This is a genomic window from Pseudomonas sp. Irchel 3E13 (assembly GCF_900187455.1).
Classification (GTDB): domain Bacteria; phylum Pseudomonadota; class Gammaproteobacteria; order Pseudomonadales; family Pseudomonadaceae; genus Aquipseudomonas.
On record NZ_FYDX01000001.1, the window covers coordinates 300490 to 323462 of the forward strand.

General features: G+C 65.0%; 19 protein-coding genes. 14 read left to right on the plus strand and 5 right to left on the minus strand.

All coding sequences use genetic code 11. The features are described 5' to 3' along the window. Positions 1-9: 9 nt before the first annotated feature. The 7 genes from CKW37_RS01315 (at position 10) to CKW37_RS01345 (ending at position 8951) form a co-directional block, all read left to right on the plus strand. Complete coding sequence (locus CKW37_RS01315) at positions 10-1776, plus strand: ABC transporter ATP-binding protein (protein ID WP_095153627.1); 1767 nt, start codon at positions 10-12, stop codon at positions 1774-1776. Beyond that, positions 1769-3607, plus strand: coding sequence for an ABC transporter ATP-binding protein (locus CKW37_RS01320; protein WP_095153628.1), 1839 nt, complete (start codon positions 1769-1771; stop codon positions 3605-3607). Before CKW37_RS01315 ends, CKW37_RS01320 begins: the two co-directional genes overlap by 8 nt. Before the next feature lie 217 nt (positions 3608-3824). Continuing rightward, positions 3825-4973, plus strand: a complete 1149-nt coding sequence (locus CKW37_RS01325; RefSeq protein ID WP_095153629.1) for an LLM class flavin-dependent oxidoreductase — start codon at positions 3825-3827, stop codon at positions 4971-4973. A gap of 75 nt (positions 4974-5048) precedes the next feature. After that, positions 5049-6107 (plus strand): ABC transporter substrate-binding protein, encoded by a 1059-nt coding sequence (locus CKW37_RS01330; RefSeq protein ID WP_095153630.1) that lies wholly within the window; start codon positions 5049-5051, stop codon positions 6105-6107. Positions 6108-6231: 124 nt separating this feature from the next. After that, the gene (locus CKW37_RS01335; RefSeq protein WP_095153631.1) at positions 6232-7242 is read left to right on the plus strand and encodes a hypothetical protein; all 1011 of its coding nucleotides are present in this window, start codon (positions 6232-6234) and stop codon (positions 7240-7242) included. Positions 7243-7321: 79 nt separating this feature from the next. Beyond that, positions 7322-7801 (plus strand): VOC family protein, encoded by a 480-nt coding sequence (locus tag CKW37_RS01340; protein WP_095153632.1) that lies wholly within the window; start codon positions 7322-7324, stop codon positions 7799-7801. 100 nt (positions 7802-7901) lie between these two features. Continuing rightward, positions 7902-8951, plus strand: a complete 1050-nt coding sequence (locus tag CKW37_RS01345) for an NAD(P)-dependent alcohol dehydrogenase (RefSeq protein ID WP_095153633.1) — start codon at positions 7902-7904, stop codon at positions 8949-8951. Between the two features lie 28 nt (positions 8952-8979). Here CKW37_RS01345 and CKW37_RS01350 read toward each other — a convergent pair whose 3' ends face one another. From CKW37_RS01350 to CKW37_RS01360, 3 genes are all read right to left on the minus strand, one after another. Then, a complete protein-coding gene (locus tag CKW37_RS01350) occupies positions 8980-9519 on the minus strand; it encodes a hypothetical protein (RefSeq protein ID WP_143501855.1) in 540 nt (179 codons plus the stop codon). Between the two features lie 109 nt (positions 9520-9628). Further along, positions 9629-10162, minus strand: a complete 534-nt coding sequence (locus tag CKW37_RS01355; RefSeq protein WP_095153635.1) for an AAA family ATPase — start codon at positions 10160-10162, stop codon at positions 9629-9631. Between the two features lie 83 nt (positions 10163-10245). Further along, positions 10246-11343, minus strand: coding sequence for an HNH endonuclease (locus CKW37_RS01360; RefSeq protein WP_095153636.1), 1098 nt, complete (start codon positions 11341-11343; stop codon positions 10246-10248). 630 nt (positions 11344-11973) lie between these two features. Between CKW37_RS01360 and CKW37_RS01365 the strand changes: the two genes are divergently transcribed. Then, the gene (locus tag CKW37_RS01365; protein WP_095153637.1) at positions 11974-13896 is read left to right on the plus strand and encodes a tyrosine-protein phosphatase; all 1923 of its coding nucleotides are present in this window, start codon (positions 11974-11976) and stop codon (positions 13894-13896) included. Between the two features lie 33 nt (positions 13897-13929). Here the strand turns inward: CKW37_RS01365 and CKW37_RS01370 are convergent, their stop codons facing one another. Together CKW37_RS01370 and CKW37_RS01375 are read right to left on the minus strand one after the other, a co-directional pair. Beyond that, entirely contained in the window at positions 13930-14910 is a 981-nt protein-coding gene (locus CKW37_RS01370) for an AraC family transcriptional regulator (RefSeq protein ID WP_095153638.1), read from the minus strand. Positions 14911-15038: 128 nt separating this feature from the next. Then, positions 15039-16127: an HNH endonuclease gene (locus CKW37_RS01375; protein WP_095153639.1), complete on the minus strand. Its 1089-nt coding sequence runs from the start codon at positions 16125-16127 to the stop codon at positions 15039-15041. 288 nt (positions 16128-16415) lie between these two features. Between CKW37_RS01375 and CKW37_RS01380 the strand changes: the two genes are divergently transcribed. From CKW37_RS01380 to CKW37_RS01405, 6 genes are all read left to right on the plus strand, one after another. Then, on the plus strand, positions 16416-18017 hold the full coding sequence (locus CKW37_RS01380) for an FAD-dependent oxidoreductase (RefSeq protein WP_095153640.1): 1602 nt from the start codon (positions 16416-16418) through the stop codon (positions 18015-18017). Continuing rightward, a complete protein-coding gene (locus CKW37_RS01385; RefSeq protein WP_095153641.1) occupies positions 18014-18367 on the plus strand; it encodes a ferredoxin family protein in 354 nt (117 codons plus the stop codon). The genes CKW37_RS01380 and CKW37_RS01385 overlap by 4 nt, the downstream gene beginning before the upstream one ends. Before the next feature lie 29 nt (positions 18368-18396). Beyond that, a complete protein-coding gene (locus tag CKW37_RS01390; protein WP_095153642.1) occupies positions 18397-19485 on the plus strand; it encodes an alkene reductase in 1089 nt (362 codons plus the stop codon). 18 nt (positions 19486-19503) lie between these two features. Then, positions 19504-20196: a peroxiredoxin-like family protein gene (locus CKW37_RS01395; protein WP_095153643.1), complete on the plus strand. Its 693-nt coding sequence runs from the start codon at positions 19504-19506 to the stop codon at positions 20194-20196. Between the two features lie 34 nt (positions 20197-20230). Next, positions 20231-21559, plus strand: coding sequence for an LLM class flavin-dependent oxidoreductase (locus CKW37_RS01400; protein ID WP_095153644.1), 1329 nt, complete (start codon positions 20231-20233; stop codon positions 21557-21559). A 602-nt stretch (positions 21560-22161) separates the two neighbouring features. Beyond that, complete coding sequence (locus CKW37_RS01405; RefSeq protein WP_095153645.1) at positions 22162-22971, plus strand: class II aldolase/adducin family protein; 810 nt, start codon at positions 22162-22164, stop codon at positions 22969-22971. Positions 22972-22973 lie beyond the last annotated feature (2 nt).

Here is a 22973-nt window from a genome sequence, read left to right on the forward strand (position 1 = left end):
GAGCCGTTCATGAGCCATCGACATCCGCTGCTGCGCAGCCTGGCGATCTACCGCGAGATGCCCTGGCGTTTCGCCCTGGTCGCCGGGCTGTTCGTCTTTATCAACCTGGGCCTGGTCTGGCAGCAATGGCTGATCGGCCACGCCCTCAACGATGTCACCAATGGCGTCGCTGTACAGCGCCAGGCCGATGGCAGCCTCGACAGCCATGTCGCCTGGACCTGGTTCTGGCTGATCCTCGCCGTCGCCTTCGGCCGCGCCGTGCTGCAATACGCCGCCGGGCTTGGCTCGCTGATCCTCGGCCAGGCACTGCTCACGCGCCTGCGCGAGCGCATCCTCGAACAGGTCCTGCGTTTGCACCTGGGCTATCACTGGCAGCACGGCATGGGCGAGATCGTCACCCGCACCACCCGCGACGCCGACAAGGTCCGCGACGCCCTGGTGAGTTTCTGGCGGCAACTGGTGGAAACCCCGCTGGTGGTGCTGGCCACGGTCGGCCTGCTGGCCTGGTATCACCCGCTGCTGGCGGTCGGCCCGTTGCTGCTGACCCTGCTCGGGCTGTACCTGTTCGTGTTGCAGACCGAGCGTCTGGTGGAGCTGGACCGGGCGGTTGGCGCCGCCTATGACCGGGTCAATCAGGACCTCGCCGAAGGCATCGGCGCGGTGCGGGTGATCAAGTCGTTCGGCCTGCAACAGCAGCGCATCGACGGTTTTACCGAACAGGTTCGACAGTTTTCCGGGCTGGCCCGCCAGGCACTGGCCTGGGCCAGTTCGCGGATTCCACTGCCGCAGGCGCTGGTGGCGCTGGGGCATGTGTGGATCCTGGTGGTCGGCGCGCAACTGGTGGCCGCCAACAAGATCGGCATCGGCGAACTGGTGACCTCGCTGCTGATCGCCACGACGCTGGTGTTCCGCATCGAAGGCATCGGCCGGGTGATGCAGACCTTCGCCGATGCCCGCGCCTCGGCCGGGCGCATCTGGCAATTGCTGGACGCCCCGACGCAGATCGAAAGCGGCCCGCGGCGCTTGCCCGAAGGGCCGCTGGGGCTGCAACTGGAAGAGGTCAACGTCAGCGCGCCTGGCAGCGAGCGCGACATTCTGCGCCAGTGCTCATTGCTCCTGGCGCCGGGTGAAGTGGTGGCGCTGGTCGGCGCCACCGGCACCGGCAAAAGCCTGCTGGCCAGCCTGCTGCCGCGGTTGACCGACGCCGGCAGCGGCCGGGTGCTGATCGGCAACCAGGCCGGTGGCTGGCAGGACGTGCGCGCGCTGGACCTGGCCGACCTGCGCCGTCGCGTGCACGTGTTGCCGCAAGAAAGCTTCCTGTTCGCCGACACCCTGGCCGCCAACCTGCGCCTGAGCGCGCCCGAGGCCAGCGACGCCGAACTGCTGGACGCCCTGCACCGCGCCGCCGCCGACGACATTCTCGAACGCCTGCCGCTGGGCCTCGACAGTCCGCTGGGCGACCGTGGCGTCACCCTCTCCGGCGGCCAGCGCCAGCGCCTGTGCCTGGCCCGCGCGCTGCTCGCCGCGCCGGACCTGCTGTGTCTCGACGACGCCACCAGCGCCCTCGACGCCATCAGCGAACGCCATGTGCTGGACCATCTGCGCCGTCCTGGCGGCCCGACCCTGCTGCTGATCGCCAGCAAAGCCAGCACCGTGCAGCGCGCCGACCGGGTGTTGCTGCTCGACCAGGGCCGCATCGTCGACAGCGGCCCGCACGCCGAACTGCAACGCCGCAACCCGGCCTACCGCGACCTGCTGGGGATCGACCATGAGTAAGACCACGACCAACACGGCCATGAGCGACATCGAGATCGAAGAGCGCCTGGCCAAGAAGTCCCTCGACCGCGGCATGCTGCAACGCCTGCTGCCGCTGCTCAAACCGGTGCGGCGCCAGGTCGCCTGGGTGATCGGCCTGGAGCTGATCCTGGTGTTCACTGTGTTCCTCCGCCCGTGGTTCGTCCGCGAACTGCTCGACCGCGGCCTGGTCCACGACGGCAACGCCTGGCTGCTCGACCTGCCGCTGGTGCTCTGGCTCGGCGCCGGGCTGGCCGCCAGTTGGCTGGGGCGCATTCTGCTCGGCGGGCTGTCGCAGTACATCGCCGGCAGCGCCGCCATCGAAGTGCTCAACCAGTTGCGGGTGCGGGTGTTCGCCCATGTCCAGTCGCTCAGCGTCGGCTACTTCGACCGCACCCGCGCCGGGCGCATCCTGTCGCGGGCCGACCGTGACGTGGACGCCCTTGAACCGCTGCTGATCCAGGGTCCGCCGGAACTGCTCGGCGCCCTGCTGCGCTGCACCCTGGCGGGACTGATGCTGTGGCTGATCACGCCGTTGTTCTTCTTCAGCCTGATCGCCAGCGTGCCGCTGTTGTTTATCGCCACCTGGGCGTTCAAGCGCGTGGCCCAGCGCAACTGGGCGAAAGTCGCCGAGCAGCGCAGCCGCTTTACCGCCCACCTGGTGGAAAGCGTCAGCGGCGTGCGCCTGTTGCAGCAGAGCGGCCGCGAAGGCGAAAACCAGCAGCGCTATCGCGGCCTGCTGGACGACTTCAACAACGCCCTGATCACCGGCAGCATCCGCTCCGGCTGGTTCGCCCCGTTCACCGCGCTGCTCTCCGCCACCGGCATGGCGGTGTTGGTGCTGGTGGGCGGTTATTCGCTGGCCGAGGGCACGGTGACCGTGGGCCAGGTCGGCGAAAGCCTGTTCTACGTGATGCTGTTCCTCGGTCCGCTGCAGGAACTCACCGACCTGTTCGAGCGCTATGCCACCGGCTCGGCTTCGGCGCAGCGGATCTTCCTGCTGCTGGACACCGCGCCGCAGATTCTCGACCCGCAGAACCCGCTGCCGTTGCCGCGGGTGCAGGGAGAGGTGCATTTCGAACGGGTCCGCTTCGCCTATCAGCCCGGGGCCGCGCAACCGGTGATCGACAACCTCGACCTGCGCATCCGCGCCGGCGAAGTGCTGGCCATCGTCGGCCCGTCCGGGCATGGCAAAAGCACCCTGGTGCAGTTGCTGACGCGGTTCTACGAGGTCGACGAAGGCGCGGTGAAACTCGACGGCGTGGACATTCGCCAGTTGAGCCAGCAGCAACTGCGCCGGCATGTCGGCGTGGTGCTGCAGGACAACGTGCTGTTCGCCGGCAGCATCCTCGACAACCTGCGCCTGGCCGCCCCCGGCGCCGACGATGCGAGCCTGATCGCCGCGGCGCGGGAACTGGGCGCCGACGAAGTGCTGGAGCGCCTGCCCCATCAATACGCGACCCAGGTCGGCAGCCTCGGCAGCCACCTCAGCCATGGCCAGCGGCAACTGGTGTGCCTGGTCCGCGCCTACCTGGCCAACCCGGCGGTGCTGGTGCTGGACGAAGCCACCTCGGCGGTCGACGTGCATACCGAACGGCGCATCCAGCGCGCCCTGCGCCGGCTTTGCGAAGGCCGCACGGCGATCATCATCGCCCACCGCCTGGCGACCATCCGCGACGCCGACCGCATCGTGGTGATCCGCCAGGGCCAGGTGCAGGAGCAAGGCGCGCACCGCCAGTTGCTGGAGGCGAATGGCGCGTATGCGGCGCTGTATCGCAGTTATGAGCAGCGCGGCGAGTTGGTGGAGAGCTGATGTTGCATCGGCTACAGCGGCTGCTTGTCGGGTGCTGCTCAGGCAGCAGCCCGTCAGGTATGGGGTCGCCTGTTCGGGCCTCATCGCTGGCAAGCCAGCTCCCACAAAGCCTTGTAAACGCCGGCCCCGTGGGCGCTGGCCTGCCAGCGATAAGGGCCCGGCAGCCACCGTGGCACGCCGGTTGCACCACCCTTCCAACATCCACTGAGGACCTGCCATGAGCACCGAATTCTTCTGGCGTCTGCCACTGGGCACCGATGGCCCGCAACTGACCACCGACAAGCACAACCGCGGCAGTTTCGTCGGCCGTCACGGGCATATCGCACCGGGGCTGCTGGCCGACGGCACGCCGGACGGTTTCACCTACATCGACTACATCGCCCAGGTGGCGAAGGCCGCCGAACTGGCCGGCTTCGAAGGCGCGCTGCTGCCCACCGGGCCGGAGCCGTGGATCGTCGCCGCGGCGCTGGCCCGGGAAACCCGGCGCCTGCGCTTTCTGATCGCCTTCCAGGCCACCTGGACCCTGCCCGCTTACGCCGCGCAGCAGGCGGCGATTCTCCAACACCTGAGCCACGGCCGCCTGGACTGGAACATCATCACCGGCGGCAACCCGGCCAGCCAGCGCGCCCAGGGCGACTACCTCGACCACGACCAGCGCTACAAACGCACCGGCGAATTCCTCGACATCATCCAGGGCCTGTGGAGCAACGAGCGCTTCAGCTACGACGGCGAGGTCTACCAACTGGAAAACGGCGCGCTGCCGCCGGGCCTCGGCAACGAGCGCAAGCCGGGGGTGTATTTCTCCGGGTTCTCCGACCCGGCGCTGGACGTCGCCGCGCGTCACGCCGATGTCTATTTGAACTGGGCCGAGCCGGTGGACCAGCTCAAACCGCACATCGAGCGGGTACGCGAGCTGGCGGACAAACAGGGCCGCAGCGTGCGCTTCGGCCTGCGCGTGGACCTCTTCGCCCGGGAAACCGAAGAAGCCGCCTGGGCCGACCTGCGCCGCCAGTTCGAGCGGATCGAAGGCAAGCCCAGCGTGGTCTCCAGCGCCTTCACCCGCGCCAGCGACTCGGTCGGCGCGGCGCGCCAGACCGCCTACCACCAGAATATCCAGCGCTTCGACGACCTGATCCTCGGGCCGAACCTCTGGGCCGGTTTCGCCAAGGCCAAGCCCGGCCCGACCGTCGGTCTGGTGGGCAGCCACCAGAACATCGCCGAGCGCCTGGCCGAGTACCGCGACGCCGGTTTCTCGACCTTCATCCTGGCCGGCAACCCCCACCTGGAAGAAGCCCTACGCATCGGCCAGGAAGTGCTGCCACTGCTGCGCGAGCGCAAACCCGACGCGCTCAAGGCCAGCGCCTGAGCGCACGCCCACCAGGACGGGCCGAATACACCACTGGCCGGATAACCGGCCACTTTTCAAGGACCAGATCCGCACATGAGCAAACCCCTCGATACCCTCTGGTACACCCATAGCCCGGTGCCCACCGGCCTCGGCATCGCCGTGCAGACCGGCCGCCTGGCCGAAGCTTTCGCCCCGCTGGGCACCTCGATCCAGTCGCTGCGCGAATCCAGCGAACGGGAGGTGCGTGAAGCGCACTACGACCATCACCTGCCCAACTCGGTCCGCCACGGCGGCAACATTCCGGCCATTTGGGCCTACTCGGCCGGGGTCGATACGCGGGTGCTCGGCCTAAGCTGGGCGGATGAAGTGCAGTTGATCCTGACCACCGCCGAAAGCGGGGTGAAAACCGTCCGCGACCTGAAGAACCGCCGCTTCGGCCTGCCGAAATGGGCCAACGTGCAAATCGACTTCACCCGCGCCCAGGCCCTGCGCGGGCTGGAAAACGCCCTGCGCCTGGAAGGCCTGAACGTGGCCGATGTCGAATTGGTGGACTACCCCTACGGCGGCACCCACAGCGACGAACAGGTCACCCATGTGCATGGCGCCGCCGTCTACCTGGGCGGCACCCGCATCAGCCGGCGCAACAACGAACTGATCGGCCTGCTGCGCGGCGATATCGACGCGATCTTCCTCAAGGGCGCCTCGGCCCTGCAACTGGCCTACGAACTGGGCCTGCACGTGGTGATCGACACCGGCTCGCACCCCGACCCGCTGATCCGCGCCAACAACGGCACGCCACGCACGCTGACCGTGGACATCAACCTGCTGAACGAGCATTTCGGCGCGTGTAAACGCATCGTCGATGTGCTGCTGCGCACCGAGCAATGGGCCTGGGCCAACCCGGATGAAACCCGGCGCTACCTGGCCCGCGAACTGAACACCAGCGAGTACTGGGTGGCGGCGGCCTACGGCGAGGACGCCCACCGGCGCCTGCGCACCACCCTCGACAGCCGCTCGATCACGGCCTTGCAGGACTTCACCGATTTCCTCTACCGCTGGCAGTTCATTCCGCGGCATTTCGATGTGCGCGACTGGATCGATTTCAGCGTGCTGGAGGCGGTGATCGGCTCGACGTCGCGGGTGGCGACCTGAGCGGCACCTGAGCGGTCATCGACAGGCGGTAGCATTAGGCTATGATTTCCTCGCGCGGCGAGGTCCCCGCCTGCGTTGCCCACTTCCGCTTGCCGTGCATAGCGCTGAATCAAGGAGAGAACCGGTGCCTGATTACTGGAAGATCATGAGCGATGGCTTCAAGGACGGAAAACTCCTGGCGATCACGCTTGGCAACTTCAACCGCGACATGGGCAACACCATCCGTTTTAGTGAAACCCAGGTTCAGCGCTACGCCTATCGCATTGCCGACGGTGTGGTCCAGAGCGTCACGACCGGGAAGCCGGTCTCGACCCATAACTACAGCTCCCATGACAAGGCTGGGATCGCGGCCTTTGTCGTCGGGCTCGACGGCACGGTCTACCTGTTCAACCACCTCAACAAGACCGATCAGATTGCCCACTCTTCGTTTGTCGGCAAGTTCGCCAAGGCCGCCGGCGAACTGATCGTGGTAGAAGGCAAGATCACCCTGGTGCATGCCCACAGCGGTCATTTCCGGCCCAATGCCCTGAACATGTATCACGCGGTCAAGTACTTCAGGGACATGGGTGCGCTGTCGCCATCGGCGAGGGTCGGCTTCGTCAGCAACCCCTTCGCGGATACCGGCGTGGAGCCCCCGCCTTATGCCGAGAGCCTGCCGTTTCAGTACGTTCTGGACGAGGAGTCAAAACGGACTTACGCGAACTCCAAGCAAGTGATCGAAGAGTCGTCACACAAGATCACGCAACTCGACCTGGAGACCACGCTGATTCGTTTTCAAGCGCACAAAGAACAGACAATCAAGAGGCTTACCGAGGAGGTCCAGGCCTTGGCGGAAAAGCTCAAGTCCGAAAACGGCACGCGCAGCACAACCGAATTCGAGCTTGAACTCAAAACCTACGCTCTTGAGGACGCAAATGAACTCGCATTCGACGCCTATTTGAAAGAACTGAAAGAAACCATCAGAGAGTTGAAAACAACCATCTTGCAACAACAAGACCTGATCGAGATGCTCGACATAAAAACCGGCACACTGCGCGTGGTTTTCGATGCGCTGGTGTTCCTCGGATTCGTCGGCGAGAACTTCGTGACGTTGAGAGGCAAAATCAAACCGGCGTTTTTTGACGCCTCACTGTAAATCCGGCTCGGTCGGGGGGCGCCTCTGCAACCTTCACCCAGGGTCTAGACTCAGTCTTCACGACTCGGGAGCCGCCGCCATGACCGCCAAGAACACTATCTGCCTCTGGTACGACCACGACGCCCTGGAGGCCGCCACCTTCTACGCCGCCACCTTCCCGGACAGCGCCGTCACCGCCGTGCACGAAGCCCCCGGCGATTACCCTTCGGGCAAGCAAGGCGATGTGATCACCGTGGAATTCACCGTCATGGGCCTCCCCTGCCTGGGCCTCAACGGCGGTCCCGTCTTCACCCACAACGAAGCCTTTTCCTTCCAGGTCGCCACCGACGACCAGGCCGAAACCGACCGCCTGTGGAACGCCATCATTGGCCACGGCGGCGAGGCCAGCGCCTGCGGCTGGTGCCGGGACAAATGGGGCATTTCCTGGCAGATCACCCCGCGCATCCTCACCACCGCCATCGCCAGCCCGGATCGGGCCGCGGCCAAACGGGCCTTCGAAGCCATGATGCAGATGGGCAAGATCGACATCGCTACCATCGAGGCCGCGCTCAAGGGCTGATTGCGAGGATCAGGCAAGAACGCGGTCGAAATGGGTTACCGGCGCGCGCCGCTTCGCGCGGAACATGAACCTGTCTTCAGCCCCTCCAAGGAGTTCTTTCATGCAAGTCATCGCCTACGGCGCCCACGCCAGCGACAAACCACTGGAACCGCTGACCATCACCCGTCGCGAGCCCGGTGCCCACGACGTGCAGATCGATATCGCCTTCTGCGGCATCTGCCACTCCGACCTGCACCAGGTCCGCTCCGAATGGGCAGGCACCCAGTACCCGTGCGTGCCCGGCCATGAAATCGTCGGGCGCGTCACCCACGTCGGCGCCCATGTCAGCGGCTTCAAGCCCGGCGACCTGGTGGGCATCGGCTGCATCGTCGACAGTTGCAAACACTGCGCCGACTGCGACGACGGCCTGGAAAACTACTGCGACGGCATGATCGGCACCTACAACTTCCCGACCCCGGACGCACCCGGCTGGACCCTCGGCGGCTACTCGCAACAGATCGTCGTCCACGAACGCTACGTCCTGCGCATTACCCACCCGGAAGAACAGCTTGCGGCCGTCGCTCCACTGCTTTGCGCCGGCATCACTACCTACTCGCCGCTGCGCAACTGGGGTGCGGGGCCTGGCAAGAAGGTCGGCGTGGTCGGCATCGGCGGCCTCGGCCACATGGGCATCAAGCTGGCCCACGCCATGGGCGCCCACGTGGTCGCCTTCACCACCTCCGAGTCCAAGCGCGAAGCGGCCTTCGAACTGGGCGCGGACGAAGTGGTGGTCTCGCGCAATGCCGCGGAAATGGCTGCCCACGGCAAGTCCTTCGACCTGATCCTCAACACCGTCGCCGCGCCCCACGACCTGGATGCCTTCCTCGTCCTGCTCAAGCGCGACGGCACCCTGGCCCTGGTCGGCGCCCCGGCCACCAGCCACCCGTCGCCGAACGTGTTCAACCTGATCATGAAACGCCGCGCCATCGCCGGCTCGATGATCGGCGGCATCCCGGAGACCCAGGAAATGCTCGACTTCTGCGCCGAACACAAAATCGTCGCCGACATCGAACTGGTCCGCGCGGACCAGATCAACGACAGCTACGAACGGATGCTCAAGGGTGAGGTGAAGTACCGGTTCGTGATTGATAACGCGACGTTGGCGCCGTAACCGCGGGTACGTTCAGCAACAGCGCCCGTTACCAGGTCGGCGTAAAGAAATGCGCCGAAGTCAGTTGGGGGTTCAGCGCGAAAATCTGGGCGACGGTCAGGTTTGCGACTTGCAATGCCTGAGCACCGCCGCCGCCCAGACCGTTGTGACCGAAGGACACCGTGTCGTAGCCGACTCCCGTCGCAATCGCCACATGCGCCATGTACTTGGCGCCTGGGCCGCTGAAAAACACAAAATCGCCGGCCAGCGGCAGGTTCTGCCACCAGATGTACTGCCACAAGCCGTAGTTGTTGTAGGAGCGCAACCCACCTACGAATGCGGTGGCCGGCACGGGTCGACCCTGCATAAGCGCGAACAGCCCTTGTGCCACGGCATCGCAGGCCAGGTCCGTTACCCCGGTCTGGCGTGCCGCGTAAAACGGCAACTCATAGCAACTGAGGCTGTAGGCCGGACGCGCGACCGGTGGCGCGGAAAGACAATCGTTGAGCAACCTCGTCTTGCTCGCTTCCCACAGGAACTGCTGCCCCACACTGTTTCCAAGATACGTCGCAACCGCTGCAGCCGGCATAAGCCCCCTCCCCTCAACCATGATCGTGATGACACAGGGAAAGGCAGGTAGCCCGGCGACAGTCCCTTATGCCGTTGAGCAACAGCAGTGCTTCAGGCGAACAGGGAAGCTATCGTCCCCGCGCTTTCAGCGCCAATGAAATCAAAAAGCCAGCATGCCCCTGTTTCGTGATCAGATCAACCGCCGCCTCCGCCGAAACCCGCGCCGTGTCTAGCGTGAACACGGCGTCTTGCCACGGTTCGTATTCATGCCTCAGCACCGCCGCCCAATCTGGCGGCACCAGCCCCGGCACATCGACTTCGCGGTGCTCCACGCGGCGACGGTGTTCTTCTTGGTCTGTACACACCACCTGGACATTCAGCAGAACCACACCAGCCTGTGCGGCGATTGCGCTCCAGGCTTCGCGGCTTTCGCGGACCGGGTTCACGCAGTCCACCACCACCGAATGGCCAAGGCGCAGATTGCCCAGCGCCAGGTCATTGGCCACGGCGTATCCACTGACGCCAACGTCCGTTATTCCCGAGCGACGGATCGCCTGTTCGATCGAGTCGACCCGCAGATAGACCGCGCCCAATCTGGACGTGAGGCGCTTGGCAATCGTAGTCTTGCCCGTTCCCGGGAGTCCGCTGAACACAATCAGCATGGTTTGTACTCGACAGGTGGAAGAAAGGGTTCGGTAGGGGCTGTGCGGCATCTGCACGGGCGCATACACAGTGCCGCCATCCCTCAATGGCGAAACACATGCTGCTGGTGATACCGCAAATAATCCAGCATCTCCTTCGGCAGAAACCGCAGCGGGCGCGGCAGCCCAAGCGCCTGCCGGTGCGCTGCATCAAGGCGCGCGGAGATCTGCATCTGGCCGTACTCATCGAAGGTAATCAGCCCACGATCAAACAGCGCATCAAGGTTCGCCGACAGCAGCAAACCGTTATGCCCGTCGATTCGCTGCCGCGGCGTGGACTCCGACCAGGGTTTCACATGGGACGCCCTCAAGACCTCCCGGCAGGCGACGCCGGTCACGGCACAGGCATTGCCCCAGATGCGCATCAGGTTCTCGCGAAATTTGTTCTGCCCACGGCGCGCCCGCAGGCTCACGGTACCCGGCGAAAACGCCGCATTGCCTTGCGCAACCTCTTCCGCCAGCGCCGCCTCGGTCAAGGAACGCTGGATGGCGTGGTTGAGCCGTTCCCACTGTTCCTGGCGCTGCGCGACGGGAATGGCATCGAGCAGGCGCTCCAGCATGGTGGTATCCAGCTCGGTGTAGCTGCTGAACATACCCAGCAATCGACGCTTGCCGGTGATTGCCCAGGGATCGAGGGTCACCGGTTCATCGAACCACCAGAACAACTCCTCAGGGCATATCCAGCTTGGCATGCGGTTGAGGTCGTTTCGCCAACGCTTGAGGAACAGCCGCGGATCATTGCGGTAATTACGCCGGACCCGAGGCACGCTCCAGGCCTCTTTCCAAAGCTCATGCAACGACAGCTCCTTGACGATCGCATCACGTTGCACCCGCTGCGGCTCATGCAGCAGCGACGTTGCGTTCCCGGCCACGCCGACCAGTTGCTGGATGCCGTTGTGCGACGCAGTCATGAAAATGAAAATACGGCCCGCATGCCGCTCCAGCGGTGCGGCGCCCAGAGCACCGGTATGAAACACCCGATAACGCAGCCCGTCGCGGGTCACGATCATCCGCGCAGCGTTGTTCCATTCTTCCTGTCCATAACCATGTTCCTTGGGATAACCACCGGTGCCGGGCGCACCGGAAGGCGCGGTGTACTGGCGGGTATTCCAGAAAATGGGCTTTTGAACGAATAGCGCCATTGGGTTGCTCATCCTTGCGAAAACCATGTGCCGAAATAAAGTAATGCCGCAGTCTGTTTCGGGCAGGCGACAACCGTCCCGCCAGGTGAAATCAGCGATATGCAGACCAGGGCATCGACTCGAATGGCTGCCTGTTGACGAGGTCAGCCGACAACGAACACCCTCGACTCAGTCAGCGAGGCGGGTTCGTTTGAAGCAGAGCACGTGAATCAGAACCTGGGACAAAGGCTCGAAACAGAGGCAAGGCAAGCGGCGGGGGCACAGCGGAATACGTCCTTGAACTTCATGAAAATCCTCGCAACGGAAAGGTTAGCGGACAGGCACACAGCAACGCCGCGGTCGCCTGATAAAACAAGATGAATCGCTACTGAATCGAAACCCGGTTGCCTCCTTGAATGATTGAGATTAATACGCCACTACAGACTGAGCGAAATCGATCTAGTTCCGCCGAGGCATCATTATTTCCCTACAAAACAGCGGTGATTTGTCCGAGCCCGTTGCGGATCACAGACCAAAAACGCACGCCACGGACCAATCGCGCAAGCATTTCTCCACCCCCCTTTTCTGTCACATTCACGCCCCGTTCGCCGCTGATAGTAGCCCTCCCCAAGGTTTTCCAGAGGCTACACCGTGTTCCATCGCATCCTGTGTTCGCTGTCCCTGCTCAGCCTGTCCATCGCCGCCGCCCAGGTCCAGGCCGGCGAACCGCTCGATACGCCACGACTGAAGGGTATCGACAATTTCCGCGACGTCGCCGGCACCACCAGCGCCTACACCACCAGCAATGACGGGGTGATGCGCGCCGGGCAGTTCTACCGGTCCAATGCGCTGACGCCGACCGCCTCGGACCTGGCGACCCTCAACAGCCTGGGCCTGAGCAACGTCTACGACCTGCGCACCCCGAGCGAGATCGCCGCCACGCCGGATACCCTGCCCACCGGTGCCGAGTACCAGAATATCGACATCATCGGCAGCACCACCTCCGGCGCCAATGTCACCAATATCGCCTTCACCAGCGCCGCCCAGGCGGTGGCGATGATGGAGGAAACCAACCGTGCCTTCGTCAGCGATGCCGGCATGCGCGGGCAGTTCTCGGTGTTGTTCAACGAGCTGGCCAGCGCTGACGGCGCGGCGCTGTTCCACTGCACCGCGGGCAAGGACCGCACCGGCTGGACTGCGGCCGTGCTGTTGAGCATCGCCGGAGTCGACAGCGGCACGATCATGTCCGACTACCTGGCCACCAACGACTACACCGCCGCCCGCGTCGCCGCGACCCTCGCCGCCATGCCGTCGAGCATGGCAGCCGTCTACGCGCCGCTGCTGGGCGTGCAGGCCAGCTACCTGCAAGCCGGCCTGAACGAGGTCACCGCGCAATACGGCAGCATGGACAACTACCTCAAGGAAGGCCTGGGCCTGTCGCAAGAAACCATCTATGTGCTGCGCGGCAAGATGGTCTTTTACAACAGCCTGCCCGGCATGACCGCTCTCGCCGGCAACGCCGCCGCCGGCGCCCTGCTGTTGCAGCAACTGCAGAACAGCGAACTGTCCGGCACCTACAGCGCCTACAACTACTACCTGCAATCGGCCATCGATGCCGGCAGCCTCGGCGGTGTCGAGTCCACCGTCGGCGGCCAGGTGCATGCCGACGCCGCCAGCTACCTGCTGCGCCAGGGCGCGCTGATCGACCGGGCCGCCGCCAGCTACACCAGCGGCCTGGACCTCAAGATCGGCCAGACCCGCCTGTGGACGACCGCCCTCGCCGGCTATCTCGGCACCGACGGCTCGGCCCAGGCGGCCAGCAGCAACGAACACACCCAGGGCGCGCTGTTTGGCCTGACCCAACGCTTCTCCGAACAGCTCAGCGGCCATGCCGGTTTCGGCTACAGCCGTGGCAGCGTCGGCAGCAGCAGCGGTGATGTCGACACCGACCTGACCTTCCTCAAAGCCGGCGCCCGCTATGCACCGGGCAGCCTGGAACAGGGCCTGTTCATCGACGCCGGGATCAACGCCGGCTGGCTCGACTACAACGGCAAACGGGAACTGGGCACCGGGCTCGGCAGCGCCAAGGGCGATACCCACGGGACATTGAGCGGCGCCAGCCTTGCGCTGGGCTATCGCATTCCATTGAGCGGCATGACCCTGGAGCCGAGCCTGGGCCTGCGTGTCAGCCACCTCGACCTCTCCGGCTTCGAGGAAAAAGGCAGCGAACTGGCGCTGGACGTCGATGGCCTCCAGGCCACCCGGCGCAGCGCCACCGCGGGCGTGAAAGCCACGTTCGCCCCGGTCGGCCTGAGTGGCGGCTGGCAACTGGTGCCGGGCATCGAGGTGGGTTACGACCACGCTCTCGGCAATCACCAGGTTCAAAGCGATGGGCGCCTGCTCGGGCTGGATATCCAGCAACGCGCGGCCTTCGACAACCGCGATCAGTTCAACGGCGCCTTCAGCCTGACCGCCAGCCTCGATGCCCTGAGCATCGGCGCCGAAGTCGGTGCCATTGCTGGCGGTGAAAGCCACGGTGTCAGTGGCAACCTCAAGGCCAGCTATCAGTTCTGACCGAAAGCTCGCCCGGCCTTACGACCGGGCGAGCTAGCGGCCCCGCCTGAGTTCTGCCGGACTCACGCCGTAAGCATTCTGGAAGTAATGACAGAAGCGTCCCACGTTGCTGAATCCAAGGCTCAGCGACAGTTCGCTGATGGACTGGGCGCAATCCCCGCGCAGCGCCGCATGCGCCCGTTCCAGACGCACCTGTCGCTGATAGCCGACGATCGAATTGCCCACGAAACGCCGGAACCCGTCTTGCAACGCCCGCAGACTGACGTTGCTCAGTGCCGCCAGCTCGGTGCCGCTCACCAGCGCATCCGGATGCTCACGGATGTACTCGACGGCCAGCTTCACATGACGCGGCGCAATCTGCGGGGCCGGTGCGCGCAACGCGTCACTGTGGTTGTGCGGCCAGGCCTCCAGCACCGCGTCCACCAGCATCTCCTGCAGACGCAGCGGCATCAGCGCGCTGGAATTGATCAGCCCGTCGAACGCACTGCCGGTGGCCATCGAGATAATCGCGCGGATGCCCTGGAAGCTGTCGGCAGTCAGGTCCACCACCGGCTGGAAGCGCACCTTGTCCATCACCGGCCTGCCGAGCAGCGTCGCCAGCCGCCGGGCGAACAACTCGCGCCGCACGGAAATGCCGTACTGCTGATGGCCATCGACAAAACTCACCGAGCGCACCTCGGCCTTCTCCACCGCCAGGCCATAGCGCGGAGTACCCACCTGATCGTCGCCCAGCTCGAAAACGATCCGCCCCGCCGTAGGAAAAACAAAGGTGATCTCGTCGTCCATATCGGGCAATTGCGTCGTGAAATCGCCGAGGTAGCTCATCCGCCGAAAGCTGACGCCCTCGTAGCGACCATAGACCCCGGCGATGACTACCTTGCGGTCGAGACGCGGCAGATGGGCATAAAGGCTGCCGAACATCCGGGTGAAGAGCGCGCCGAACTCGTCGGCACTGAGGTCCGTCGAGCGGATCAGGAACTGCTTGCGGGGTGGGGCGGAAATCACCTGGGTCATCAACCTTTTGGCGGCGGGCGCCGAGATGCTGGCAGGTGGCGATGACCGTTATGTTTCAGGGCGTTACCAGTGACAGCCAATGCGTTGCGAAACGGGCTGGATGATGCACCCAGCCCACGCAACCAACGTCAGTGCTGGAACACCTGCTCCCGATGATAATCCAGGTAGTCCCCCACCCCGTCCGGCACAAACCGCAACCCGCGCGGCAGCCCCAACGCCGCGCAACTCGCCTCGCCCAGGCGCTTCGAAACGAACATCTGCCCGCGTGAATCGAAACTGATCAACCCGCGATAGAACAGCGCATCCAGATTCGCCGCCAACAGCAGGCCATTGCTGCTATCCAGCCGTTCCTTCGCCGTCGATTCCGCCCAGGGTTTGATATGTGAAGCGCGCAACACTTCGGTACAGGCCAGCCCCGTCACCGCACAGGCGCCGCCCCACACTTCAAGCAAGTCCTGGCGGAATTTCCCGCGTCCGCGTCGGGCCTGGATCTGGGCCATGACCTCGGTAACGTGCTCGGTGCCCTCCAGCAACTCATCCCGCTCCGAAGCCGCCACGGGTTCAGTTGGCGCACATTGAATGGCGTCCATCAGGCGGACCCATTTGTCGCCGCGTTGCTCCTGCGGGATCGCATCCATGATCCGGCCAACCAGCGCCAGGTCCAGCTCGGTGTAGCTCTTCTGCTTGCCACCGACGACGCTCGGGTCGAGGGTCACGGGCTCATCGAACCACCAGAAGTAATCGTCCGGGCAGACCCAGTTGGGGATCCAGTGCAGGTGCTGTTTCCAGTTCTTGAGGAAGTGGTGGCGGTCATCCTCGTGAATCCTGCGTACTTTGGTGACGGACCAGGCTTCTTCCCAGAGGTCGTTCAGGGCCAGCTTCTGGACGATTTCTTCGCGCTGGGCCTGGAGGCGCTCATCGAACAGGCCGACGGCGTTGCCGGCGATGCCGACCAGTTGCAGGATGCCGTTGTGCGCGGCGGTCATGAAGACGAAGGTCTGGCCGGCGTTGTCGATCAGCGGCGCAGTACCAAAACCTTCGGTGTGGAAGACGCGGAAGCGCTCAGCGCCACGCCGCAGCAACAAGCGCGGGGAGTTGTTCCACTCTTCGTGGCCGTAGCCGTTTTCCTTGGGATAGCCGCTGGTGGCAAAGGCGCCAGAGGGGGCCACGTAGTTGTTGGTGTTCCAGAAAACCGGCTTTTGTACGAATAACGCCATTACCTTCGATCCTTGTGTCAGCAGCCTTCATATCCGCAGGCTCTCGTTGTAGAGCGATGATAGCAAAAAGACAGCAGTCATTCCCGCTGCTGGACGGCCTCTGGCGATGGCCGGCACAAAATAACCAAATGTAATTTTAAGTAGTCAATAAATACCAAACTCACATAATTAGCTTAGAACCAAAAAGCCTTTCCCTCGCGTCGAACGCAGGCATATCGTTCTACCAGACCCGACCCCACTCCTGGCGGAGGCCGTCCCCCAACGACCTCTGCAGGAGCCTGCGCATCCATGATTCCCCTGTTTCACAACGCCCCCGCCCCGCTCCACCTGCGCGCCGATGTGCTGGTGATCGGCGGCGGCCTGGCCGGCACCTGGGCGGCGGTTGCCGCGGCGCGCAAGGGCGCGAAGGTGGTTCTTGCCGACAAGGGTTACTGCGGCACCAGCGGTGTGACCGCCACCGCCGGCCCCGGCCATTGGTGGGTGCCGCCAGAACAACGCGAAGCGGCGATCGAGAAACGTACCCTCAGTGCCGAAGCGCTGGGCGATCCGCGCTGGATGGTGCGGATTCTCGACACCACCTGGCAATCGCTGCCGCAACTGGACCGCCTTTACGGCTTTCCTCGCGACGAGCGCGGCAACAAGCAGTACCGCGCCTTGCGCGGCCCGGAATATATGCGGGCCATGCGCCAACTGACGCTGGAGCACGGCGTCACCGTGCTGGACCAGAGTCCGGCGCTGGAGCTGTTGAAGAATGATGCCGGCGAACTGGCCGGCGCGCGTGGCTGGCAGCGCCAGGCCAAGCGCGAGTGGCAGGTCAGCGCGCCGGCGGTGGTGTTGGCCACCGGCGGCTGCGGTTTTCTTTCGCGGCTGCTGGGCAGCCACACCAACACCGGCGACGGTTACCTGATGGGCGTCGAGGCCGGCGCCGAGCTGTCGGGGATGGAGTTTTCCAACTACTACTGCATCGCCCCGGCCGGCAGCACCATGACCCGCTCGATGGTCTACAGCTTCGGCCGCTATTTCGACGCGGCCGGTCGTGAGCTGGAAATTACCCAAGGCCCGGGCTTCAACGACGCCCTCGCCCGCGCGCTGTTGCAAGGCCCGGTGCTCTGCCGGCTGGACCGTATTCCCGAAGACATCCGCGCGCGCCTGCCGTATGTGCAGCCGAACCTGATGCTGCCGTTCGATCGCCAGGGCATCGATCCGTACCGCGACAAATTCCAGGTAACGCTGCACGGCGAAGGCACCATCCGCGGTGTCGGCGGCCTGCGAATTGTCGATGAGGACTGCCAGACCGGCGTGCGCGGCCTGTTCACCGCGGGCGACGCGGCCAGTCGCGAAGCGGTGACCGGGGCGATCTCCGGCGGCGGCGCGGTGAATTCGTCCTGGGCCTTGTCCAGCGGCCAATGGGCCGGTGCCGGCGCGGCACGGCATGCCTTGGCGCAGCCGGCGAAAGATACCGTGGTACGTAGCGTGGCACAGGCCGGACTCCTGAAATCTGGCAATGCCGGGGACGATCACCGCAAGACCGTCCGCGCCATCCAGGACGAGCTGCACCCCTACGACAAGAACCTGTTCCGCAGCGGCGCGCAGTTGCAGCGCTCCCTCGGCGTGCTGGAAAACCACTGGGACCGCCTGCGCGATCAGCGCAGCGTCGACGATCCCGCCGCGTTGTTGCACTGGCGGGAAACCGCGGCGCTGCTGGCCAGTGCCCGCTGGTGCTACCAGAGCGCCCTGGCGCGCAAGGAAAGCCGCGGCATGCACCAGCGCAGCGACGCGCCAACCCGCCTCGCCAGTTTCGATGCCCATCTGCGCAGCGCCGGGCTGGACACGCCGTGGGTGCGCCGCGATGCGCTGGCCACCCTTCACGCCAACGAGGTGCCGGCATGATCGAGTTGATCTTCAGCGACCGCTGCAACGGTTGCAGCCAGTGCGTGACGGCGTGCCCCAGCAACGTCCTCGCCGTGGGCAGCGACGGCAAACCGCGCATTGCCGATCAGTCGGCCTGCCAGACCTGTTTCATGTGCGAGCTGTACTGCCAAAGCGACGCGCTCTACGTGCACCCCGATTGCGAGCAGCCGGTCAGCCTTGATCCGGCGCAGGTGCTCGCCAGCGGCCTGGTCGGCCAATACCGCCGGGATTCCGGCTGGGACGAATTCGCCACCAACCCGCGCTACGAAAACCAGCACTGGCGCATGGAGGGCATCTTCGTCCTGGCCCGTGAACTGGCCACCCACTGAACCCGTTTCCCCCTGAGCAGGAGTCATTCATGAGTCTTTTCAGCAACGCACCGCTGGGCAACCTGACCCTGGCCAACCGCGTGGTCATGGCCCCGCTGGGCCGGGCCCGCTCCGATCAACAGACCCGCCAGCCGCTGCCGCGGGTGGCGACCTACTACCGCCAGCGCGCCAGCGCCGGGCTGATCATTTCCGAGGCCACCCATGTGTCCGCCGAAAGCGTCAGCCGCCCCGGCGGCTCGGCGATCCACGATGACGCCCAGGTCGAGGCCTGGAAGCCGGTGACCGCCGCCGTGCACGCCGAAGGCGGGCGGATCTTCCAGCAACTGTTCCACCTCGGGCGCAAGGCGCATCCGCACCGCCTGCCGGGTAACCTGCTGCCGGTGGCGCCGTCGGCCATCGCCGCGCTCGGTGAAATCGCGACGCCCAGCGGACAGCAGCCTTTCCCGGTGCCCCGCGCCCTTGAAACCGACGAAATCGCCCAGCGCGTCGAAGACTTCCGCCTCGCCGCGCGCAATGCCGGACGCGCCGGTTTCGACGGCGTGGAAATCCATGCCGCCAACGGTTACCTGATCGACCAGTTCCTGCGTGACGGCGCCAACCAGCGCGATGACCGCTACGGCGGCAGCGTGGAAAACCGCACGCGCTTCCTCCTGGAAATCGTCGATGCCGCCATCGCCGAGCTGGGCGCCGAACGGGTGGGCGTGCGCATCTCGCCGAACGTCGAATACGACGGCATCCGCGACAGCGACCCGCTGGCGCTGTACAGCCATGTCGGCCGCGAACTGCACCAGCGCGGCATCGCCTACCTGCACCTGATCGAGCCGGATGCCACCCCGCCCGCGCGCCGCCTGGCGCCGACCCTGCGCGAGCTGTTCACCGGCCCGCTGATCCTCGCCGGCGACTTCGACCGCGACAGCGCGCGCCAGGCCGTCGAGCAGGGCCGCGCCGATTTCGTCGCCTTTGGCCGGTTGTTCATCGCCAACCCCGACCTGGTCGAGCGCTTCCGCCAAGAAGCGCCGCTCAATACCCCGGACGAAGCCAGCTTCTATGTCGGCGGCGACCAGGGCTACATCGACTACCCCTTTCTCGAACCACGCCGCGAAGCCGTTGCCGGCTGACCAACACAGGAGCCTTTCATGAGCGAATCCGTCAATCACTTGCTGGCTGAACTGCACGCTGAACGCCTGCGCACCTGGACCCCGGAAGCCCTCAAGGTCAACGTCGACCAGCGCCAACGCCTGGTGGATGAGGCCGACCCCGAGCGTTTCATCAGCGCCGGCGATATCGTCGATCCGTTCACCCTGCTCAAGGTCGAAGGCGGCAGCCTCAGCCTCGAACAACTGGTGAGCAAGGGGCCCGCGGTGCTGGTGTTCTTCCGCTTCGCCGGTTGCCCGGCGTGCAACATCGCCATCCCTTATTACGAACGCAACCTGCAACCGGCGCTGAAACGGCGCGGCGTGCCGCTGGTGGCGATCAGTCCGCAGGTGCCGGAGCGCCTGAAGGAAATCAAGGACAAGCACGCCTTGACCCTGCACGTCGCCAGCGACAAGGACAACGCCCTCGGCCAGCGCTTCGGCATTCTCTACAGCTTCGACGAGCCCTCGCGCCAGGCGTCGCTGGCGAAAGGCCCGGGCATTGGCGCCCTCACCGGCACCGGCACCTGGGAGTTGCCGCAACCCACCGTGGTGGTGATCGGCCGCGACCACCGCGTGCACTTCGCCCAGGTCAGCCCGGACTGGCTGGTGCGCAGCGAAGCACAACCGATCATCGACGCGGTGGACGCCGCGCTGGATGCCGACAGCCTGCTGATACGGCACGCCTGGGCCTGAGCCCTTCTTTCCTCAACCCGACAGGACCTGAACCATGAGCACACGGCAGTTGCACCTCGGCGCCATCCTTACCGGCGTCGGCACCGACCCGCAGGAATGGCTGGACCCACAGATCCCCGGCACCGCCAGCATCGACATCGACTGGTACAAACAGCAGGCCCGCGCCGCCGAAGCGGCAAAGTTCGACTTCGTGTTCATCGTCGACAGCCCGTACATCACGCCGGACTCGGCGCCGCACTTCCTCAACCGCCTGGAGCCGCTGACCCTGCTCTCGGCGCTGGCCGGCGCCACCGACAAGATCGGCCTGGTGGCGACCCTGACTACCTCCTACACCGAGCCTTTCAACGTCGCCCGCCAGTTCGCCTCGCTGGACCAGATCAGCCATGGCCGCGCCGGCTGGAACGTGGTCACCACCGGACTTGAAGGCGCCGCCGGCAACTTTGGCCGCGAGCAGCATATCGACCACGGCGAGCGCTATCGCCGCGCCCACGAACATGTGGCGGTGGTCCAGGGCCTGTGGGACTCCTACGAGGACGACGCCTTCCCCCGCGACCGCGCCAACAAGCGCTTCCTCGACCCGGCCAAGCAACACCGCCTCGACCACCGCGGCGAGTTCTTCTCGGTCACCGGGCCGTTGAACATCTCCCGCTCGGAGCAGGGCCAGCCGGTGATCTTCCAGGCCGGGGTGTCCGAGTCCGGGCGCGGGCTGGCGGCACGGATCGCCGAAGGGATTTTCGCCGGCGTCGACAACTTCGAAGATGCCCGCGAGTACTACGCCGACATCAAGCGCCGCGCCGCCGAGGCCGGACGCGACCCGAACCAGGTGCTGGTCTTCCCCGGCATCTCGCCGATCATTGCCGACACCGACGAAGAAGCCCAGGCGCTGCTGCTACAGCGCACCGGCGAGCTGGACCTGAAGAAAGCGCTGGTGCAACTGGGCCGGCCGTTCAACTACCACGATTTCAGCCAGTACGACCTCGATGCGCCCTTCCCTGAACTCGGCGAACTGGGCAGCAACGGCTACCGCGGGCATGCCGAGAAGATCAAGCGCGTGGCTCGCGAACAGGGGTTGACCCTGCGCCAGACGGCGCTGCGCTTTGCCCGGCCGTTCACCGGTTTCGCCGGCTCGGCGCAGACCGTGGCGAACGAAATCGAGCGCTGGTTCAAGGACGGCGCGGTGGACGGCTTCAACATCCACGTCGGCGCGCCGGCGGCGTTTGCCCGGTTTACCGATGAAGTGGTGCCGCTCCTGCGCGAGCGCGGGTTGTTCCGGGACGAGTACCAAGGCCGGACGTTGCGCGATCATCTTGAGTTGGAAGTGCCGGTGAATCGGCACAGTGTGAAGGCGGCCGAGGTGGCTTGATTTCAGGCCTTGCTGGGTGCTTTTGGGCCTCATCGCTGCGGTTCGGCGCCCCGACAAGCTCGCTCCTACATTGGTTGCAACGTACCTATGCCTGTCAGGCCATAGTTGAACGCCTTGTTTGTACGAAGCGGTATCAGGTTAACTTCAACAGCCTCCCCGCGATTCATCGCCAGGCGCCAAGGGTGGGCAACACCTCTCTGTCAGACCATGGCACGTTGCAACCAATGTAGGAGCGAGCTTGTCGGGGCGCCGAACCGTCGCGATGCGCCGCGCGGGCGGCGCTCGGTCTTGAGAGCGCTAGAAAATTTCCGGCATGCGCCTGGTGGCCATCACTCGGTCTTTTGACAAACGCCCTCCAGCCTCCACATGACCGAAAGATGTGTAGATACCCATGCAGCGATGAGGCCCGAAGCACCCCCAAAAAACGCCCCCAATAAAATGCAATACTTAAATATCCATCAAGTTTTTTATTCTGAAAAATAATAATAAAAATAGATCAAAACAGTATTTATTCCCCGCCCCGCCCCCTTGTTACAGTCCCTCTCAGACCCGACCCCTCGCACGGTGGAGGCTCCCGATTCCATCACCTGCGAGTACGCCCGATGAGCCACAGCATCACCACCCTGCCCAACCACAACCACCGCCTGCAACTCAGCGCCCCGCCCGTCCATGCCGACCCGCTCGCCGAACGCCTGCACCGCAAGCAGCGTCTGGCCGCGTCGTACCGGCTGTTCGCCGAGCTGGGTTTCGAAGTGGGCCTGGCCGGGCATTTCACCGCCCGCGACCCGATCGAGACCGACCATTACTGGATCAATCCGCTGGGTGTGCCCTTCTCGCAGATCCGCACGAGCGATCTGCTGCGGGTCAACGGCGCAGGCCAGGTGGTGGAAGGCGACGGCCTGCTCAACACCAGCGCCCTGGAACTGCACTACGAGCTGCAACGGGCGCGCCCGGAGGTGGTGGGCATCGCCCATTTGCACGGTTTCCATGGCCGGGTCTGGTCGTCGCTGGGGCAGTTGTTCCAGCCGATCACCGCCGAGTCTTCGGCCTTTATCGGTGAGCAGGTGCTGTTCGACCGCCACGCCCTGCGCAATGCCGAAGGCGGTTTGCTGCAAGACCGCGACCTGGTTGCCCAGGCCTTCGTCGAGACCTTCGCCGACAACAATCTGCTGGTCTGGCGGAACCACGGGCTGTGGGCCGCCGGCCAGACCGTGGAAAGCGCCGCATGGCGTTTCATCCTCGCCGACGACACCGCTCGCGCCCATCTGCTGGCGTATTCGGCCGGTCAACCGCGCATTCCCGAAGTGAGCGAGGACAGCTTCAACCCGGCGCAGCGCGAGCTGTTCGGCTGGCTGAATTTCCTGCCGCTGTGGGACCGCATCGTCCAGCAGCAACCTGATCTGCTGGACTGAGG

What these genes read in the sequence shown, in the direction of transcription:
- CKW37_RS01320 (WP_095153628.1), top strand. Translation starts at nt 1,769, where the DNA reads ATGAGTAAGACCACGACCAACACGGCCATGAGCGACATCGAGATCGAA.
- CKW37_RS01390 (WP_095153642.1), top strand. Translation starts at nt 18,397, where the DNA reads ATGAGTCTTTTCAGCAACGCACCGCTGGGCAACCTGACCCTGGCCAAC.
- CKW37_RS01355 (WP_095153635.1), bottom strand. Translation starts at nt 10,162, where the DNA reads ATGCTGATTGTGTTCAGCGGACTCCCGGGAACGGGCAAGACTACGATT.
- CKW37_RS01325 (WP_095153629.1), top strand. Translation starts at nt 3,825, where the DNA reads ATGAGCACCGAATTCTTCTGGCGTCTGCCACTGGGCACCGATGGCCCG.
- CKW37_RS01380 (WP_095153640.1), top strand. Translation starts at nt 16,416, where the DNA reads ATGATTCCCCTGTTTCACAACGCCCCCGCCCCGCTCCACCTGCGCGCC.
- CKW37_RS01360 (WP_095153636.1), bottom strand. Translation starts at nt 11,343, where the DNA reads ATGGCGCTATTCGTTCAAAAGCCCATTTTCTGGAATACCCGCCAGTAC.
- CKW37_RS01345 (WP_095153633.1), top strand. Translation starts at nt 7,902, where the DNA reads ATGCAAGTCATCGCCTACGGCGCCCACGCCAGCGACAAACCACTGGAA.
- CKW37_RS01400 (WP_095153644.1), top strand. Translation starts at nt 20,231, where the DNA reads ATGAGCACACGGCAGTTGCACCTCGGCGCCATCCTTACCGGCGTCGGC.
- CKW37_RS01350 (WP_143501855.1), bottom strand. Translation starts at nt 9,519, where the DNA reads ATGCCGGCTGCAGCGGTTGCGACGTATCTTGGAAACAGTGTGGGGCAG.
- CKW37_RS01375 (WP_095153639.1), bottom strand. Translation starts at nt 16,127, where the DNA reads ATGGCGTTATTCGTACAAAAGCCGGTTTTCTGGAACACCAACAACTAC.
- CKW37_RS01315 (WP_095153627.1), top strand. Translation starts at nt 10, where the DNA reads ATGAGCCATCGACATCCGCTGCTGCGCAGCCTGGCGATCTACCGCGAG.
- CKW37_RS01385 (WP_095153641.1), top strand. Translation starts at nt 18,014, where the DNA reads ATGATCGAGTTGATCTTCAGCGACCGCTGCAACGGTTGCAGCCAGTGC.
- CKW37_RS01340 (WP_095153632.1), top strand. Translation starts at nt 7,322, where the DNA reads ATGACCGCCAAGAACACTATCTGCCTCTGGTACGACCACGACGCCCTG.
- CKW37_RS01370 (WP_095153638.1), bottom strand. Translation starts at nt 14,910, where the DNA reads ATGACCCAGGTGATTTCCGCCCCACCCCGCAAGCAGTTCCTGATCCGC.
- CKW37_RS01330 (WP_095153630.1), top strand. Translation starts at nt 5,049, where the DNA reads ATGAGCAAACCCCTCGATACCCTCTGGTACACCCATAGCCCGGTGCCC.
- CKW37_RS01405 (WP_095153645.1), top strand. Translation starts at nt 22,162, where the DNA reads ATGAGCCACAGCATCACCACCCTGCCCAACCACAACCACCGCCTGCAA.
- CKW37_RS01395 (WP_095153643.1), top strand. Translation starts at nt 19,504, where the DNA reads ATGAGCGAATCCGTCAATCACTTGCTGGCTGAACTGCACGCTGAACGC.